The following is a 16,247-nucleotide window of genomic DNA, read 5'->3' on the forward strand; positions in this document are numbered from 1 at the left end:
GACTCTTACCATGCAACTGCAAGGACAAGCCGCACTGGTCACCGGCGGCGCCTCCGGCCTCGGGGCCGAGACCGTGCGCCAGCTGGTGCACGCCGGCGCCCGCGTTTCCATCCTCGACGTGAACGTCGAAGCGGCACAGGCGCTGGCGGCCGAATTGAATTGCCACGCCGCACGCTGCGACATCACCGATAGCGCCTCGGTCGAGGCTGCGCTGGATGCCGCGCAGCAAGCCAATGGCGTACCACGCATTCTCATCAACTGTGCCGGCATCGGCGGTGCCAAACGCATGGTCGGCAAGGACGGCAGCGCCATGCCGCTGGAGGACTTCAGCCGCATCGTCAACGTCAACCTGATCGGCACCTTCAACGTGATCCGCCTGGCGGCCGCCCGCATGGCCGCAACCGACGCGCTGGAAGACGGCGAACGCGGCGTGATCGTGGCCACCGCCTCGGTGGCGGCTTTCGATGGCCAGGTCGGACAGGCCGGCTATGCGGCCTCCAAGGGCGGCATCACCGCCATGACGCTGCCACTGGCACGCGACCTGGCGCAATACGGCATCCGCGTGGTCACCATTGCACCGGGTCTGTTCCTGACGCCCCTACTCTACAAGCTGCCGGACGAAGTACAGCAGTCGCTGGCCTCCAGCATCCCCTTCCCGAAACGTCTGGGCAAGGCCGAAGAATATGCGCAACTGGCGCTGCATATCGCCACCAACCTGTCGCTCAACGGCGAGGTCATCCGCCTGGATGGCGCACTGCGGCTGGCGCCGCGTTGAGGAGAGCGACATGAGCAAGACCATCATCTATCCGGTGCGCGTGGAATTCGGCGATTGCGATCCGGCCGGCATCGTGTTCTTTCCCAATTTCTTCCGCTGGTATGACGCAGCCTCGCGCAATTTCTTCCACCAGTGCGGGGTGCCGCCCTGGCGCGAGACCGAAAAGACCCGCGGCATCATCGGCACGCCCGTGGTGGACATCAGTTCGCGCTTCGTGCGCCCAGCCACCTACGGCGACCAGGTGGAGGTGCATTCCACCATCATCGAATGGAACGACAAGACCTTCGTGATGCGCCACGAATTGAAACGTGATGGCGAACTGCTGTGCGAAGGACGCGACACCCGGGTGTTTGCGATCCGCCATCCGGACGATCCAAACCGCATCAAGGCCATCGCCATTCCGCAGGACATCAGGGAAATGTGCAGCTAGACAGGAATCAGCAGACCTGGCAACAAACGAGGCGGAGCGTCCATGCCCTGCCCGTCATAAATCGATCACTCGATGACAAATACAAGGAGACGGAGATGAAGATGAAACTGGCAATCAAGGCAGGGGTACTGGCTTCCATGCTGGCCTGTTCCGCAATGGCACATGCCGAACTGACCATCGGCGTGGTGATGTCGCTGACCGGACCGGGATCGGGACTGGGCATTCCGGCCAAGAACGGTTTCGCCCTGTGGCCGGAGACCATCGGCGGGGAAAAGGTCAAGCTCATCATCCTCGATGACGCCACCGATCCCACCCAGGCCAGCAAGAATGCGCGCCGCCTGGTGGCCGAAGACAAGGTCGACCTGATCATCGGCTCGGCCGCCGTGCCGCCCACGCTGGCCATCGCCGACGTCGCGCTGGAAACCCAGACCGTGCAGCTAGCCATCTCTCCCATCGAAACAGCCGAGGGCAAGGATGCCTGGACCTTCCGCCTGCCGCAATCGACCGCCGTGATGGCCGGTGGCGTGGTGGAGCAGATGAAGAAGCTGGGCGTGAAGACCGTGGGCTTCCTCGGCTACTCGGACTCCTATGGCGAGAACTGGTTGAAGGAAGTGCAGCGCCTCACAAGCGCCGCCGGCATCAAGATGGGCACGGTGGAGCGCTTCTCCCGGGCTGACACCAGCGTGACGGCGCAGGCCTTGCGCGTGGTCAGCTCCAACCCGGATGCGGTGCTGGTGGTGGCCTCCGGCAGCGGCGCGGCCATGCCGCACAAGGCGCTCATCGAGCGCGGCTACAAGGGCAGGATCTTCCAGACCCATAGCGCCGCCTCGCGCGACCTGATCCGCCTGGGTGGCAAGGATGTGGAAGGTTCCTACGTCATCTCCGGCCCGGCCGTGGTGCCGGAGGCGCTGCCGGACAGCAATCCTTCCAAGAAGCTGGCCATGGACTTCGTCACGCGCTACGAGAAGCAATTCGGCGCCGGCACCCGCAACCTGTTCGCAGCCCATACCTACGATGCCCAGCTGGTGTTGCAGAAGGTGGTCCCGGAGGCCCTGAAGAAGGCCAAACCCGGCACCCCGGCCTTCCGCACCGCGTTGAAGGAGGCGCTGGAAAACGCCGGTCCGATCCAGATTTCGCAAGGCACGCTGAACTACTCGCCGAAGGATCACTTCGGTCTGGGTGACGATGCCCGCATCATGCTGACCATCCAGAATGGCAACTGGAAGGCAGTCAACCCCTGACGCTGCGCCAACCGTTGCGGCGGCACGGCTTGATTGCAGACCGTGTCGCCGTTGTTCCGTGGAATTTGCCTGTTTCGCTGACTACTCATGGATTCTTCGATTGCCGCCATCCTCACCCTGGATGGCCTGACCAACGGCATCGTCTATGGCCTCATTGCCATTGCGCTGGTGCTGGTGTTTACGGTCACCCGCATTCTCTTCATTCCCCAGGGTGAATTCGTCGCCTATGGCGCCTTGACCCTGGCCATGCTGCAGCAAGGCCAGCGCCCCGGGCCGCTGTGGCTGCTGCTGGTGCTGGCGGTCTGCGCGGCGGTCATGCAGGCCCTTGCGCTGCTGCGCTCGGGGCAGGCGGCACTGCTGCCGCGTGCGCTGCTGGGCACGCTGGGCTTGCCGCTGGCGGTGGCCGCGCTGGTCTGGTGGGCTGCGCCGCAGCAGTTTCCGCTGCCGGTGCAGGTGCTGCTAACGCTGCTGCTCATTACCGCACTGGGGCCGTTGATGTACCAGGTGGTGTTCGAGTCGCTGGCCGATGCCAGTGTGCTGCAACTGCTGATCGTCTCGGTCGGCATCCACCTGGCGATGACCGGCCTGGGCCTGGTGTTCTTCGGGGCCGAGGGCTTCCGCACGCCGGCCTTCTGGGATGCGCGCTGGAACCTGGCGCAGCTTACGCTGAGCGCACAGACGGTGGTGGTGGTGATTGCCGCCGTGGCACTGCTGCTGGCGTTGTGGCTGTTCTCGGGGCGCACGCTGTATGGCAAGGCGCTGCGCGCCACGGCGGTGAATCGCCTGGGGGCGCGGCTCATGGGAATCTCCACGACGCTGGCCGGCAAACTGTCCTTTGCCGTGGCAGCGTTTATCGGTGCTCTGTCGGGTGTGTTGATCGGCCCGATGAGCACCATCTTTTATGACTCGGGCTTCCTGATCGGGCTGAAGGGATTCGTCGCCGCCACCATCGGTGCGCTGGCCAGTTTCCCGGCGGCCGCAGGAGGCGCGCTGCTGGTGGGGTTGCTGGAATCCTTCAGTTCCTTCTGGGCCAGCGATTTCAAGGAAGTGATCGTCTTCATGGCGCTGCTGCCCATCCTGCTGTGGCGCTCGCTGGTGACACCGGCGCATGACGAGGACGAGGAATGAGCATGATCAACAAACGACTCCCGCTCTACGTGCTGCTGATCGTACTGGCAATGTTCCCGCTGCTGCCCACGCCGCAGTTCTGGGTGATCCAGGCCAACTACATCGGGCTGTACGCCCTGGTGGCCATCGGTCTGGTGCTGCTGACCGGTATCGGCGGCATGACGTCCTTCGGCCAGGCGGCTTTCGTCGGCATGGGGGCCTACACCACCTCCTATCTCACCACGGCCCATGGTGTTTCGCCCTGGCTGACGCTGCCGCTGGGCCTGCTGATCACCGGCGTATCGGCCTATGTGCTTGGGCGCATCACCTTGCGCATGTCCGGCCACTATCTGCCACTGGCGACCATTGCCTGGGGTATCAGCCTGTACTTCCTGTTCGGCAAGGTGGATTGGCTGGGCAAGTACGACGGCATTTCCGGCATTCCACCTCTGCAACTGGCGGGCGTGGATCTGGCTGGCGAACGCCACCTCTACTACCTGATCTGGATCATCGTGCTGGCGGCGGCCTGGGTCTCGCTGAACCTGCTGGATTCACGCGCTGGCCGCGCCATCCGTGCCCTCAAGGGTGGCCGCTCGATGGCCGAGGCCATGGGCGTGGATACCGGACGCTACAAGATCCTGGTCTTCGTCTTCGCGGCGCTGCTGGCGTCGGTCTCGGGCTGGCTGTTCGCACACATGCAGCGCACGGTCAATCCCTCGCCGTTCAGCCTGGCGATGGGCATCGAATACCTGTTCATCGTGGTGGTCGGTGGCATCGCCCATATCTGGGGTGCGTTGCTGGGTGCGGGTGTGCTCAAGCTGCTGTCGGACCAGTTGCAGGTGTTGCTGCCTGCGTTGCTGGGCGACGCCGGCAGTTATGAAACCATTGTCTTCGGGCTGATCCTGATCGTGCTGTTGAAGTACGCCCGTGGCGGCTTGTGGCCCTGGGTGCGCGCCCTGTGGCTGCGCGCCTTCCCGCCGGCGCCACAGCCGCTGCGCGTGGCCAGCGCCGCCCCCATGGACAGGCGGTCGGGCCCGACACGTGGCGCGCCGCTGTTGCAGGTGGACCAGATCAACAAGCGCTTCGGCGGGCTGGTGGCGGTCAACGATGTGTCCTTCAACGTCAAGGCCGGCGAGATCGTCGGGCTGATCGGCCCCAATGGTGCGGGCAAGTCGACCACCTTCAATCTGGTGACCGGACTGCTGCATGCCAGCGGTGGACGCGTAAGCTTCAACGGACGCGACATCGCCGGTCTGCCGGCCCGTGCCATCGCCCGCCTGGGGATTGCACGCACCTTCCAGCATGTACGCCTGCTACCGGGCATGTCGGTGCTGGAGAACGTGGCGCTGGGCGCACACATGCGTAGCCAGCAGGGCTTCCTGCGCAATACGGTCAATGCCATGCTGCATCTGGAGCGGGTTGAGGAGAAGGCGTTGCTGGATGAGGCCGCACGCGCCCTGCATCGCGTGGGCCTGCAACACCTGATGCACGAGCAGGCGGGCAATCTGGCACTTGGCCAGCAACGCATCCTGGAAATTGCCCGCGCGCTCTGCTGCGACCCGCTGCTGCTGTTGCTGGACGAGCCGGCGGCAGGCCTGCGTCACCTGGAAAAGCAGGCGCTGTCCCGGGTATTGCAGGAGCTGCGCAGCGATGGCATGAGCATCCTGCTGGTGGAACACGATATGGAATTCGTCATGGAACTGACCGACCACATCGTGGTGATGGAATTCGGCGCCAAGATCGCCGAAGGCACGCCGCAGGAAATCCAGCGGCATCCGGCGGTGATCGAAGCCTACCTGGGTGGAATCGAATGAGCGAACTGGTCCTCGAAGTCGCGCAACTGCGCGCAAGCTATGGCAAGGTGCAGGCGCTGCACGACATTGATCTCAGACTCGAACGCGGCAGCATCGCCACCGTGATCGGCCCCAATGGTGCGGGCAAGTCGACCTTGCTCAACGCCATCATGGGAGTGCTGCCGGCGCAGGGAACGGTGCGCTATCACGGTCGGGCGGTGGAGCGCTGGACGCTGGAGCAGCGTGTCATGGCCGGTATCGCGCTGGTGCCGGAGCGACGTGAACTCTTTTCCAGCATGAGCGTGGAAGACAATCTGCTGCTGGGCGGCTTTCGCCGCCTGCGCTTGCGGCAGGCACAGCCGATGGATCAGCTCGCCACGGTCTTCGAATTGTTCCCGCGCCTGAAGGAACGGCGCAGCCAGCTGGCCGGCACGCTCTCGGGTGGCGAGCGCCAGATGCTGGCCATCGGACGCGCCATGATGGCCAAGCCGGAACTGCTGATGCTGGACGAACCCAGCCTGGGACTGGCGCCGCGCATCGTCAAGGAAATCCTGCAGATCGTCTCCGAACTGCGCACCGCAGGCATCTCGGTGCTGCTGGTGGAGCAGAACGCGCGCGCCGCGCTGCAGACTGCCGATTATGGTTACGTGCTGGAACTGGGCAAGGTCAGCATGCAGGGAGAATCGGCACGACTGGCCGGCGATCCGCAGGTGATCCAGGCCTACCTGGGCTTTGGCAAGAAGGCAGAGGCCGAGGTGGTGGCCGCTTCCTGAGCGTTGACGCTTTCTGCACCACCGCATGACAAAACAACATATAAAAAGGAGACCACGATGAAGAAGCTGTTCCTGCTGCTGGCCGCACTGACGCTATCCTTCCAGGCCCATGCGGCGAGCGATGCCGACAATACCGCGCTCACCCCACCGCAACCCAAGCTGGCCTTCCTGGCGCGCTTTTCGGTGGACCTGGTGGCGCCGATCTGGGAACTGGGCAAGACCTCGGATCTGGGCAAACGTCGCATCATTCCGATCACCGGCGGCAGCTTCAAGGGACCGCTGATCAACGGTGAAATCCTCAACAACGGTGCCGACTGGCAGACCGTCACCGCCGATGGGCTGGCCATCATCGACACCCGCTATCTGTTGAAGCTGGACGATGGCGAACTGGTCTACCTACAGACACGGGGTGTGCGTTACGGCCCGCCGGAAGTGATGGCCGAGGTGGCCAAGGGCAAGCCGGTGGATCCCTCTCGCTATACCTTCCGCCTGTTCATGAACTTTGAAACCGCTTCCAGGAAATACGATTGGCTCAATCGCGCCATGGGCGTGGGCTACGCCATGCGGCTGGGCAATGCAGTGGTATATGACGCCTACCTGCTGAACTGAACGAAGCGGAAAGAATGACGATGCACTATACGCCGCCCCTGCGCGACTTCGCCTTCGTGCTCGATGAAGTATTGCAGGCGCCACAGGTCTTGCGCGCCTTGCCGGCGCATGCGGAGATCGATGGCGAGCTGATGCGGCAGGTACTGGAAGAAGCGGGCCGCTTCGCCGCCCATGTCGTCGCGCCGCTCAACGCTATCGGTGACCGCGAGGGCTGCCGCTTCGAGCGCGGAATGGTGAGCACACCGCAAGGATTTGCGCAGGCCTATGCGCAATTCTGCGAAGCCGGCTGGCCGGCGCTGGCCTGCGCGCCCGAACACGGCGGCCAGGGTCTGCCGCACGTGCTGGACTGCGCACTCTATGAAATGCTCAGCGCCGCCAATCATGGCTGGACCATGTACCCCGGCCTGTTGCATGGCGCCTATGCCTGCCTGGCTGCTCATGGCTCGCCCGAACTGCAGGCGGCCTATCTGGAGAAGATTGCCAATGGCCAGTGGCTGGCGACCATGTGCCTGACCGAAGCCCAGGCCGGTAGCGACCTGGGCCAGTTGCGCACGCGTGCGCTGCCACAGGCCGATGGCAGTTATCGGCTGACCGGGGACAAGATCTTCATTTCCGGTGGCGAGCACGACCTGACCGACAACATCGTCCATCTGGTCCTGGCACGCCTGCCCGATGCACTGCCGGGCAGCAAGGGACTGTCGCTGTTGCTGGCGCCCCGCGTACTGCCCGATGGCAGCCGCAACGGCGTGCAGTGCACCGGCATCGAGCACAAGATGGGCATTCACGGCAGTGCCACCTGCAGCCTGCATTTCGAGAACGCGCAGGCGTGGATGGTGGGCGAGCCCGGACGTGGACTGGCGGCGATGTTCGTGATGATGAATGCGGCGCGCCTGCATGTGGGTGCGCAAGGCGTGGGACTGGCCGAAGCGGCCTGGCAGCGCGCTACCGCCTATGCGAAGGAGCGCCGGCAATCACGTGCGCCGGGCGCCGCCGGCACCGATGTCATCCTCCGCCATCCGGCAATCCAGAAACTGTTGATGGAACAGCGTTGCCGCATCGAGGGTGCACGCCTGTTGACCTGCTGGGCGGGACTGCTGCTGGACCTGGCAGAGCACGATGCCGATGCCACCCTGCGCCGTCGTCATCACGAACGGCTGGAATTCATTACGCCGGTGATCAAGGCCTTCCTGACCGACCAGGGCTTCCAGTGCGCCAGCCGTGCCTTGCAGGTGTTCGGCGGACATGGCTACGTGGTCGAGACCGGGATAGAGCAGTTCATGCGCGATGCCCGCATCACGATGATCTATGAGGGGACCAATGAAATCCAGGCCATCGACTTTCTCATGCGCAAGGTGCTGGCCGACGACGGCCAACGGCTGCACGATTTTCTGGCGCTGGTGGAGGCTGATATCGATGGTGCGGCAGGACTTGTCGAGCAAGGCCGATTGCTGAAAGACGCTGTGGATAATTCAAGGAGGTTCGCCACCGGGATTGCGAACGCGTCCCGGGAGATGCCCGCCTTTCCCTATTACGTGGCTGACGAGATGCTGCGCCTGACCGGACATGTGGCGCTGGGCTGGATGTGGCTGCGGGCGGGGCACCGGGCGTTGTCGGCGCTGGACTCGGACCCGGTCTGGTACGGCAGCAAGCGGGATGCCGCGTGCTATCATTTCGCCTTTGTATTTGCGGAAGTCCAGCAGTTGTCCAGCGTGATCGAAGGCTGCCTGACAACCGGCCTGCCGCCCCTTCCAACCGACCTGGACCACCATGCTGCCCAAGAAGCCGGCTGATTTCGATTCCGACGACGGTGCTGCCGAGAATGCGGCGCTGGACCAGCAACTGCTATTGAGCCTGGTCGGCTACAACTGCCGGCGCGCCTATATCACGATCATGCCGCTGTTTGAAAAGCGCATGGCCAAGTTCGCATTGCGGCCGGTGGATTTCACGGTACTGAGCCTGTTGAAGGCCAACCCCGACATCAACCAGAAGCGCCTGTCCAAGGCGATCAACGTCTCCCCACCCAATCTCGCCACCTTGCTGGACAAACTGGAGCAGCGCGGCCTGGTGCTGCGCCAGCGCAACCCGCAGGATCGCCGCTCACAGGTCCTGGCCCTGACCACTGCCGGCATGCGCATGTGTACCAAGGCCGAACAGACCGCCGTCGAGCTGGAAATGAAGGCGACCGAGATGCTGTCCGATGACGAGCGGGCACAATTGATTGGCTTGCTGCAGAAGATGTTCTTGCCGCAGTAACGACGACGGATGAAGGTGCTCGGCTTCGACAGCTAATGCGCCAATCTGCATTCTCTGTCAGGAGCACGGTCAATGCTCCTGACTCTCTCCCCGCCACCGTTGCGTTTTTTCCATGAGCTGCGGCCGTGTTATTACCTGCGTATGTCCGGCTCACCTTGGCCCGGCGTCAACGCTTCGCGTCAGGCGCCTTCTTCGATACAGTTGGCGGTGGAGCGAGTCCCTCCTCCAGAGCCTTGGCCAAAGGCCCTGAATCACGCGTCCCCTCCCCTTCGGGCAGAGGATGATCTACGTCATCCGCCGGCTTTTTCACGCTCGCTGCATGGGTGGCTTCAGATACCGTCCGGGCCCGTTCCGACTCGGCTGTTGCCATGGCTTTCAACGGGCTGCTATCAAACCAGTTGAATGGCAGCGTCATGCCTGCTGCCATGGCCGCAATGGCTGCTACGGCGAAGATAGCCACTGACGTCAACAAGGCCAGCACAACTATCGTGCGACGGCGCTTTGGCTTGCTGCCACCGACCAGATCGCCGGTCTCCATTTGCCCTTTGGAAATCGAATCGAGCATGCGAACTTCATCAGTGATGGGAGTGTCCGATGCTGGCATCAGGCTCGGCCTTCGGGGGGATGATTTTTCTTGATTCGGGGACTGCAAGGCCATTCTCCTGATAATTCAATTCAATAAGATTTCTGGGTTTATTGATTTTCTGTTCTGGGCCAGAACAGATCAATTCCAGAAGTGTGCTGGCTTCGCACGACCGCTAGGACAATGCGTTGACCACAACAAAAAGGGGACGTCGTCGTGCTGTTTTTCCTCATTACTGTCTATCTGCTCATCACCGGATTCGTGATGTGGCTGCTACTTTTTCCATCCGGCCGCATGCGGACTTTACGAATTATCCAGGGCTGCCTCGCCAGCTTCTCCACGATATCGAGGCGTTGGAAATCAAAGAGAGAAGAAGTGGTTTCAGGAACCAAAATCGGCGTGCGCAGCTCCCTCAACGCGGGCATAAACTATGCGAGTAGAAACTACAAATTACTATCCGCTATGGTTGCCTTATTGACCGCTCCAGCAGTCATTGCATATCTCTTGAGTGGCAAGCCTATGCTGGACAGCTTTGAAGATAGCAACCGGACATCGAATTCCAAGATTGCGGAACTTTTAAAAGGCGAGCAACTCGTACCACCTCCACCGCTTCCGCCGGACATGTTTACCACCGCGGAAGTCGTCAAGGTTCGACCCATGCTGGTCTACGCCAGCCGCAACTGGCAATTGCTTAACGCCGAATACGCGCAGCGCCTGCTACTGGTCTTCAAGATCATGAAGGAAAGGCATGGCTATGAGATGGTGCTCATCGAGGGATATCGCAGTCCCGAGCGACAGAACATGCTGGCGGGGTTCGGAAGCAGCGTCACCAATGCGGCGGCCTTCCAGAGTTATCACCAGTACGGACTCGCCGGTGACTGTGCCTTCGTTCGGAACGGCAAGCTGGTGATCAGCGAGAAGGACCCGTGGGCGATGGAAGGCTATCGTCTCTACGGCGAGGTGGCCGGGTCGGTGGGGCTGACCTGGGGAGGAAACTGGAAAATGATGGATTTCGGCCATACCGAATACCGGATGCCGGGCGTGATGAAAAGGTAGATCGCTGCCATCGTCACGTGCCAGGCAGCCCGATGAAAGATCGCAAGAAATACGGGGGATACACCATGAACACGCCAATCATCCATACACGATACCAGGCTGCACGCAGCCGCGGCATCAGCGCGCGCGCCAGCAAGTGCGGACGTCCGCCCTCCTGCTGCGACGCACTGCGCGGCGCCAGCTAGCGCAGACACCACATATCGGGCGGACAGACCGCCCACATCAGGGGCTGGGATCAATAACAACAATAAGAGAACAAGAACGTGAACACTGATGCCTACATGGTCAAGATGCGCCCTCCTGAACCGCGCAAGCTTTCCCGACACCGGGATGATATCCGCCACCCGCTACCTTGCCACCGGGCCCGGTGCAGACCTCGTCCTGTACCGGCTCCAGCCGACTCCATCATTCATTGATATCAGCCTGCTTCCGGCGCAATTCCGGGACCGATCGGCTACGCCCGGCACCCGCCGCTCGCATGGCCGCGCCGACGCGGATGAATCTCCGCGGAATCCGCACGCGCGGGATAGATGCAGGTCATCCGCCAGAGAACTGAACAACGTTTCCGTAACTCGCATCATCAATGGGTGTGAGATGCGTTCTGATTGCCAGATCTCCTCAGACCATTGGACCGAAAGGCAACTGGGCCAGCCTCCGCCGTCTACGTACGCGCCGTCTTACGCCTTCCCACGAGGGCCGAGCCGATGATGCTCAACGCTGCGATCACATGACAAAAAACCTCTAGCAGAAATCCCCAACATCATGAAACGAATCTGGCATTTCCTCACCGATAAACGCACCCTCTTCATACTCGGGTTCGTCGCCTTCGCCGTCTTTCTCCTCCTAGCCGCCGATCAGTTGGAGATTGATCTGGCCTGGGTTCTTCTCATCCTCGGCGTGTGCCTGCTGGTATGGCTGGCCTTCTGGCTGCTCAAACGGGCAAAGGTGCGTCGTGCGGCAAACAAGCTGGAGGACGCGCTGGAGAAGCAGGCGACCCAGTTACCTCCCGCCAGCAGCGACGAGGTTCAGCGCGACGATGTCGCGGCCCTGCGCCAGCGCATGCTGGAGGCCATCAATACCATCAAGACTTCCAAGCTGGGCCAGAAATCGGGTACGGCGGCGCTATACGAACTGCCCTGGTACATGGTGATCGGCAATCCGGCGGCCGGCAAGAGTACGGCCATCGCCAACTCCGGTCTCCAGTTCCCGTTTGCCGACACGGCCGGGAAAATTGTTCAGGGCGTAGGCGGGACGCGTAATTGCGACTGGTTCTTTACTACCGATGGCATCCTGCTGGACACGGCCGGCCGCTACGCGGTCTACGACGATGACCGCAAGGAGTGGTTCAGTTTCCTTGGTTTGCTCAAGCAGTATCGCAAGCAGGCCCCGATCAATGGGATCATCATCGCCGTCAGCATCGCCGATCTGACCGGCAATGACCCGCAGTTCTCGGTCACGCTGGCCAAGAACCTACGCCAGCGCGTGCAGGAACTGACCGAGAAGCTGGAAGTCTTTGCCCCGGTCTACGTGGTCTTCACCAAGGCCGACCTGATCACGGGATTCAATGAATTCTTCCTCGATACCGAACGCAGCGAGCGCGATCGCGTGTGGGGCGCCACCCTCACCTATGACCGTCAGCGCGGCGGCCAGGATGTCACCAGCTTCTTCTCGGAGCGCTTTGATGAACTGTATGCCGGACTCAAGGAAATGAGCCTGGCCAACATGTCCGTCAGGCGCGGTGAAAATCTGGCTCCTGGCGTATTGACGTTCCCGCTGGAATTCTCTGCCATCAAGGGTACGCTGCGGTCCTTCGTCTCGACACTGTTCGAAGACAATCCTTTCCAGTTCAAACCGGTCTTCCGTGGCTTCTACTTCACCAGTGCCCTGCAGGAAGGGGAGACGGTAAGCTCCTCATCCGAACGCATCGCGGAACGTTTCGGACTGACGCTGGAGAAGAAGCCGGAGCGCGCGATCATCTCCAGGCATGGCTTCTTCCTTCATAACCTGTTCAAGCAGGTGATCTTTGCTGACAAGCAGCTGGTGTCGCAGTACACCAGCCGCAACAAGATCCGGCTGCGCTATGTGACCTTCTTCGGTGCCGTCACCCTGCTGGGTGCCCTGCTGGGTGGCTGGAGCTGGTCGTATATGGGCAATCGACAACTGCTCATCAATGTCCAGGCCGATATGGACAAGGCGATCAAGCTCCAGGATAACCGGCTTGACCTACAGTCACGCTTTGAGGCATTGGAACTGCTGCAGGATCGCATCGAACAGCTTGAACATTACCGCAGCAGCCGCCCGATTTCGGTCGGATTGGGGCTATACCAGGGCGATCTGCTGGAGCGCAAGCTACGCGAAGAGTATTTCGCCGGCATCAGGGAGATCATGCTCAAGCCGGTCGCTTCCAACATCGAAACCTACCTGATGGAAGTGAATGCCAACGCCGGAAAGCTGGAGCCCATGTCGCGTCCGGCGCAGGCAAGCGCCGTGACTGCAGTCGCGGACGCCAGCGCACAGTCCGCCCCGGCGTTGCGCACCTACAAGGATAGCTCGGCCACCAACGTGGAGGATGCCTACAACGCCCTGAAGACCTATCTGATGCTGGCCGACAAGCCACGTGCGGAATCCGGCCACCTGAGCGACCAGATCACCCGTTTCTGGCGTGGCTGGCTGGAGGCCAATCGCGGGACCATGCCGCGCGAGCAGATGATACGCAATGCCGAACGGCTCATCAGTTTCTCGCTGGACCAGATCAACGATCCTTCTTGGCCGACGGTCGAAAACAAGCTCACCCTGGTCGACCAGACGAGAGAAAACCTGCGTCGCGTGGTGCGCGGCATGCCGGCGCGCGAGCGTGTCTACGCGGACGTGAAGGCCCGAGCCGCCACCCGCTTCGCTTCTGTGACGGTGGCGCGTATCGTGGGCGACAAGGACAGAGAGCTGGTGATGGGCAGCTACGCAGTCTCCGGCACCTTTACCCGCAACGCCTGGAACAAATTCGTCGGCGATGCGTTCAAGGATGCTGCCAACAGGGAATTGCAAAGTGCCGACTGGGTATTGAAGACATCCTCCAAGGACGACCTGACATTGGAAGGCAGTCCCGAACAGATCCAGAAAGCCCTGGTAACGCAGTACAAGGCCGAGTATGCGCGTGAATGGCAGAAATTCCTGCAAGGCGTGAGCATTCTCGAACTGCGCAGCCTGGACGATGCCACCAATGCCATGAACCGCCTTGGTGACCCCGTCACCTCACCGATCAACAAAGTGATCAAAACCGTCTACGAGGAAACCTCCTGGGACAACCCTTCCATGGTGTCTGCCGGCGTGGCCACCGTCAGCAATGGCTTGACGGGGTGGGTCAAGGAAAACATCCTGCGTCGCTCACCGACGCCGATCGCCGTGCCGACGCCGAACCAGCTCAATGGTGACGGCACAGGCGCAATGGGGGCAGTCGGCCAGGAATTTGCCGGGGTGGCGCGCCTGGTGGCCAGCAAGGACAAGGGAGGCTCATACATGAGCGGCTACATGGATAACCTCTCCAAGTTGCGCACCCGCCTCAATACCATCAAGAACCAGGGCGATACCGGCCCGGGGGCCAAGCAGCTGATGCAGCAGACGCTGGAAGGTACAGGTTCCGAGCTGTCCGATTCGCTCAAGTTTGTCGATGAAGAAATGCTGCCCGGCCTGAACGACCAGCAGAAGGCCGTGCTGCGCCCCCTGTTGGTCCGCCCGTTGATCCAGGGCTTCAACGCGCTGATCCTTCCGACCGAAGGAGAAGTCAACAAGATCTGGCGTGCCCAGGTCTACGAACCGTTCCAGAACAATCTGGCTGCCAAATATCCGTTCTCCCCCGCATCCAAGATCGAAGCCAATAGCGGCGAGATCGGTATGGTCTTCGGTGAGAACGGCGCGATCGCAAAGTTCGTGAACACGGCGATGGGCCCCTTGGTGGTACGACGCGGCGACGCCTTGTCCCCACGCAGGTGGGCCGACATGGGCATCAACCTCTCGCCGACCATCACGGGCAGCTTCGCTGACTGGATCAATACCTCAGGTAGCGCCGGCGGCGGGGGCGCTGCTGGCGGCGCCGGCGATGGCCAGACTGTATTCCAGATCCAGGCGCAACCAGCACCGGGTGCGCTCGAATACTCCATCGAGATCGACGGTCAGCAACTGCGCTACCGCAATACCCAGTCGCAATGGACCAACTTCATCTGGCCCAATCCGCAAGGCGCGCCCGGCGCACGCGTGACGGCCGTAACCTATGACGGCCGTACGGTGGAACTGGCGAATCAGCCTGGCCGCTTCGGGCTGGAACGGCTGATCAACAGCGCACAGCGCAAGCGCAGGGACAACGGGATCTTTGAATTGTCGTGGACCAGTGAAGGAGTGACGGTCGCGGTCAATCTGAAGATCATCAGCAGCGCTGCGGTCACCGGCAGCGGCAATGGAGCTGCCCGTGGAACAGCAGCGCTGCGTGGTTTGAAACTACCGGAAATCATCGTCGGTAGCGCGCCATCCAGTTCCGACGTTCACTCCGGCGCGACCTCTGCCTCCTCACCGGTCAAGCAGGCCGGCGCAATGACGGGCGATCCGGCGACACTTCTGCAGCGTTCGCAGATCGACATGGGGATGAAATAATGAGCCGCACCAGCACACCGATCCGGGTCGGCTATTTCGGCAAGATTCCTGCGCGCGGAGACTTCATCAAGGCCACCGACAATGCCGCACTGATCACGCTCCTCGACAACTGGCTGGCGCAAGCCATGGAGCTGCTTTCCAACGATCCACGCTGGAAGGATATCTATGACGCGCTCAAACCACTGCATTTCGTCGTAATGGGTCCGCGCAGTCGCAGGGCCGTCGCCGGCCACCTGCGCGCCAGCGGGGACCAGTCGCAACGTCGCTTCCCGTTTATCTCGATGAGTACCTTCGATGTGGACGACCCGATTGCCTTCGTCAATCACAGTGCGATGATCCTGTCACGGCTCTGGTCACGCCTGGAAATGCTGACCGACGACGTACTGGATGCGTCCGACCCGGGCCCACCGCTGCAGGCGCTTACTGCGGCCGAACTTGAGCTGGATATCGACCGCACCGGGTATAGCGCCATCTTTACGGATTTCCTGGAACTACAGACCTTGGCGTCGCTGGGGCAGCTGTTGCAGCACGCAGGATTCCAGGGCGACCTGCGCCACCTGCTCCTGGCTCTGGGTCTGCTGTTACATCCTGTGATGACGAGTACTTCAAGCCGCCTGGACAAGAGCCTCATCCTGCCACTACCGCACGACCCGCTCTATCGTGGTCTGGTGACCAGTTTCTGGATGCATCTGCTGACACCCTTTCTGTCGCGCGCCGATTTCGAATTGCTGCTATTTCAGACCAGTCTGCGTGGGAAACCATGCATGTTTCTGGGATTTTCCGGAGCCTCCCCGCGCACACTGCACGCGGTCATCGACAGCGGGTCAGGCGCGGAGCACAACATTGCCTTCGACAAGGCAGACTGGGTCGAAGAGCATGTGTACAGCGGCCCCGGCATCCAGAAACTGTCCAGCTACCTGACTCATCCCGACCTGTCGTTGAAGTCGGTCATGGGCTCTTTCCATCAAGCCTTCATTGGTGCCTGA

Annotated in this window: 13 protein-coding genes; 12 read left to right on the plus strand and 1 reads right to left on the minus strand. The window is 61.7% G+C overall.

What is annotated here, in order from left to right:
• Positions 1 to 10 precede the first annotated feature (10 nt).
• From BTM36_RS09020 to BTM36_RS09060, 9 genes are all read left to right on the plus strand, one after another.
• Positions 11 to 775 (plus strand): SDR family NAD(P)-dependent oxidoreductase, encoded by a 765-nt coding sequence (locus BTM36_RS09020; protein WP_077236005.1) that lies wholly within the window; start codon positions 11 to 13, stop codon positions 773 to 775.
• Positions 776 to 785: 10 nt separating this feature from the next.
• On the plus strand, positions 786 to 1,205 hold the full coding sequence (locus BTM36_RS09025; RefSeq protein WP_006461643.1) for a thioesterase family protein: 420 nt from the start codon (positions 786 to 788) through the stop codon (positions 1,203 to 1,205).
• A 95-nt stretch (positions 1,206 to 1,300) separates the two neighbouring features.
• Positions 1,301 to 2,446 (plus strand): ABC transporter substrate-binding protein, encoded by a 1,146-nt coding sequence (locus BTM36_RS09030; RefSeq protein WP_077236006.1) that lies wholly within the window; start codon positions 1,301 to 1,303, stop codon positions 2,444 to 2,446.
• A gap of 87 nt (positions 2,447 to 2,533) precedes the next feature.
• On the plus strand, positions 2,534 to 3,574 hold the full coding sequence (locus BTM36_RS09035) for a branched-chain amino acid ABC transporter permease (RefSeq protein ID WP_006461641.1): 1,041 nt from the start codon (positions 2,534 to 2,536) through the stop codon (positions 3,572 to 3,574).
• Entirely contained in the window at positions 3,571 to 5,367 is a 1,797-nt protein-coding gene (locus tag BTM36_RS09040; protein ID WP_077236007.1) for an ATP-binding cassette domain-containing protein, read from the plus strand. Before BTM36_RS09035 ends, BTM36_RS09040 begins: the two co-directional genes overlap by 4 nt.
• Positions 5,364 to 6,119, plus strand: coding sequence for an ABC transporter ATP-binding protein (locus tag BTM36_RS09045; protein ID WP_006461639.1), 756 nt, complete (start codon positions 5,364 to 5,366; stop codon positions 6,117 to 6,119). Before BTM36_RS09040 ends, BTM36_RS09045 begins: the two co-directional genes overlap by 4 nt.
• Before the next feature lie 57 nt (positions 6,120 to 6,176).
• Positions 6,177 to 6,728 (plus strand): DUF3237 domain-containing protein, encoded by a 552-nt coding sequence (locus BTM36_RS09050; protein ID WP_006461638.1) that lies wholly within the window; start codon positions 6,177 to 6,179, stop codon positions 6,726 to 6,728.
• 14 nt (positions 6,729 to 6,742) lie between these two features.
• Positions 6,743 to 8,518, plus strand: a complete 1,776-nt coding sequence (locus BTM36_RS09055; RefSeq protein ID WP_077236008.1) for an acyl-CoA dehydrogenase — start codon at positions 6,743 to 6,745, stop codon at positions 8,516 to 8,518.
• Positions 8,496 to 8,981 carry a MarR family winged helix-turn-helix transcriptional regulator gene (locus BTM36_RS09060; protein WP_006461636.1) on the plus strand — a complete coding sequence of 162 codons (486 nt, stop codon included), beginning with the start codon at positions 8,496 to 8,498 and terminating at the stop codon, positions 8,979 to 8,981. The genes BTM36_RS09055 and BTM36_RS09060 overlap by 23 nt, the downstream gene beginning before the upstream one ends.
• A gap of 166 nt (positions 8,982 to 9,147) precedes the next feature.
• On the opposite strand, the gene BTM36_RS09065 is transcribed toward BTM36_RS09060, so the two are convergent.
• Positions 9,148 to 9,546: a hypothetical protein gene (locus tag BTM36_RS09065; RefSeq protein WP_006461635.1), complete on the minus strand. Its 399-nt coding sequence runs from the start codon at positions 9,544 to 9,546 to the stop codon at positions 9,148 to 9,150.
• Between the two features lie 234 nt (positions 9,547 to 9,780).
• Between BTM36_RS09065 and BTM36_RS09070 the strand changes: the two genes are divergently transcribed.
• The 3 genes from BTM36_RS09070 (at position 9,781) to tagF (ending at position 16,247) form a co-directional block, all read left to right on the plus strand.
• On the plus strand, positions 9,781 to 10,620 hold the full coding sequence (locus BTM36_RS09070; protein WP_077236009.1) for a M15 family metallopeptidase: 840 nt from the start codon (positions 9,781 to 9,783) through the stop codon (positions 10,618 to 10,620).
• Positions 10,621 to 11,382: 762 nt separating this feature from the next.
• Positions 11,383 to 15,261 (plus strand): type VI secretion system membrane subunit TssM, encoded by a 3,879-nt coding sequence (tssM, locus tag BTM36_RS09075; protein WP_077236010.1) that lies wholly within the window; start codon positions 11,383 to 11,385, stop codon positions 15,259 to 15,261.
• Positions 15,261 to 16,247 (plus strand): type VI secretion system-associated protein TagF, encoded by a 987-nt coding sequence (gene tagF / locus BTM36_RS09080; RefSeq protein ID WP_006461632.1) that lies wholly within the window; start codon positions 15,261 to 15,263, stop codon positions 16,245 to 16,247. The genes tssM and tagF overlap by 1 nt, the downstream gene beginning before the upstream one ends.

Origin of the sequence: Herbaspirillum sp. VT-16-41 (genome assembly GCF_001994935.1) — a bacterium.
Lineage (GTDB): Bacteria > Pseudomonadota > Gammaproteobacteria > Burkholderiales > Burkholderiaceae_D > Herbaspirillum > Herbaspirillum frisingense.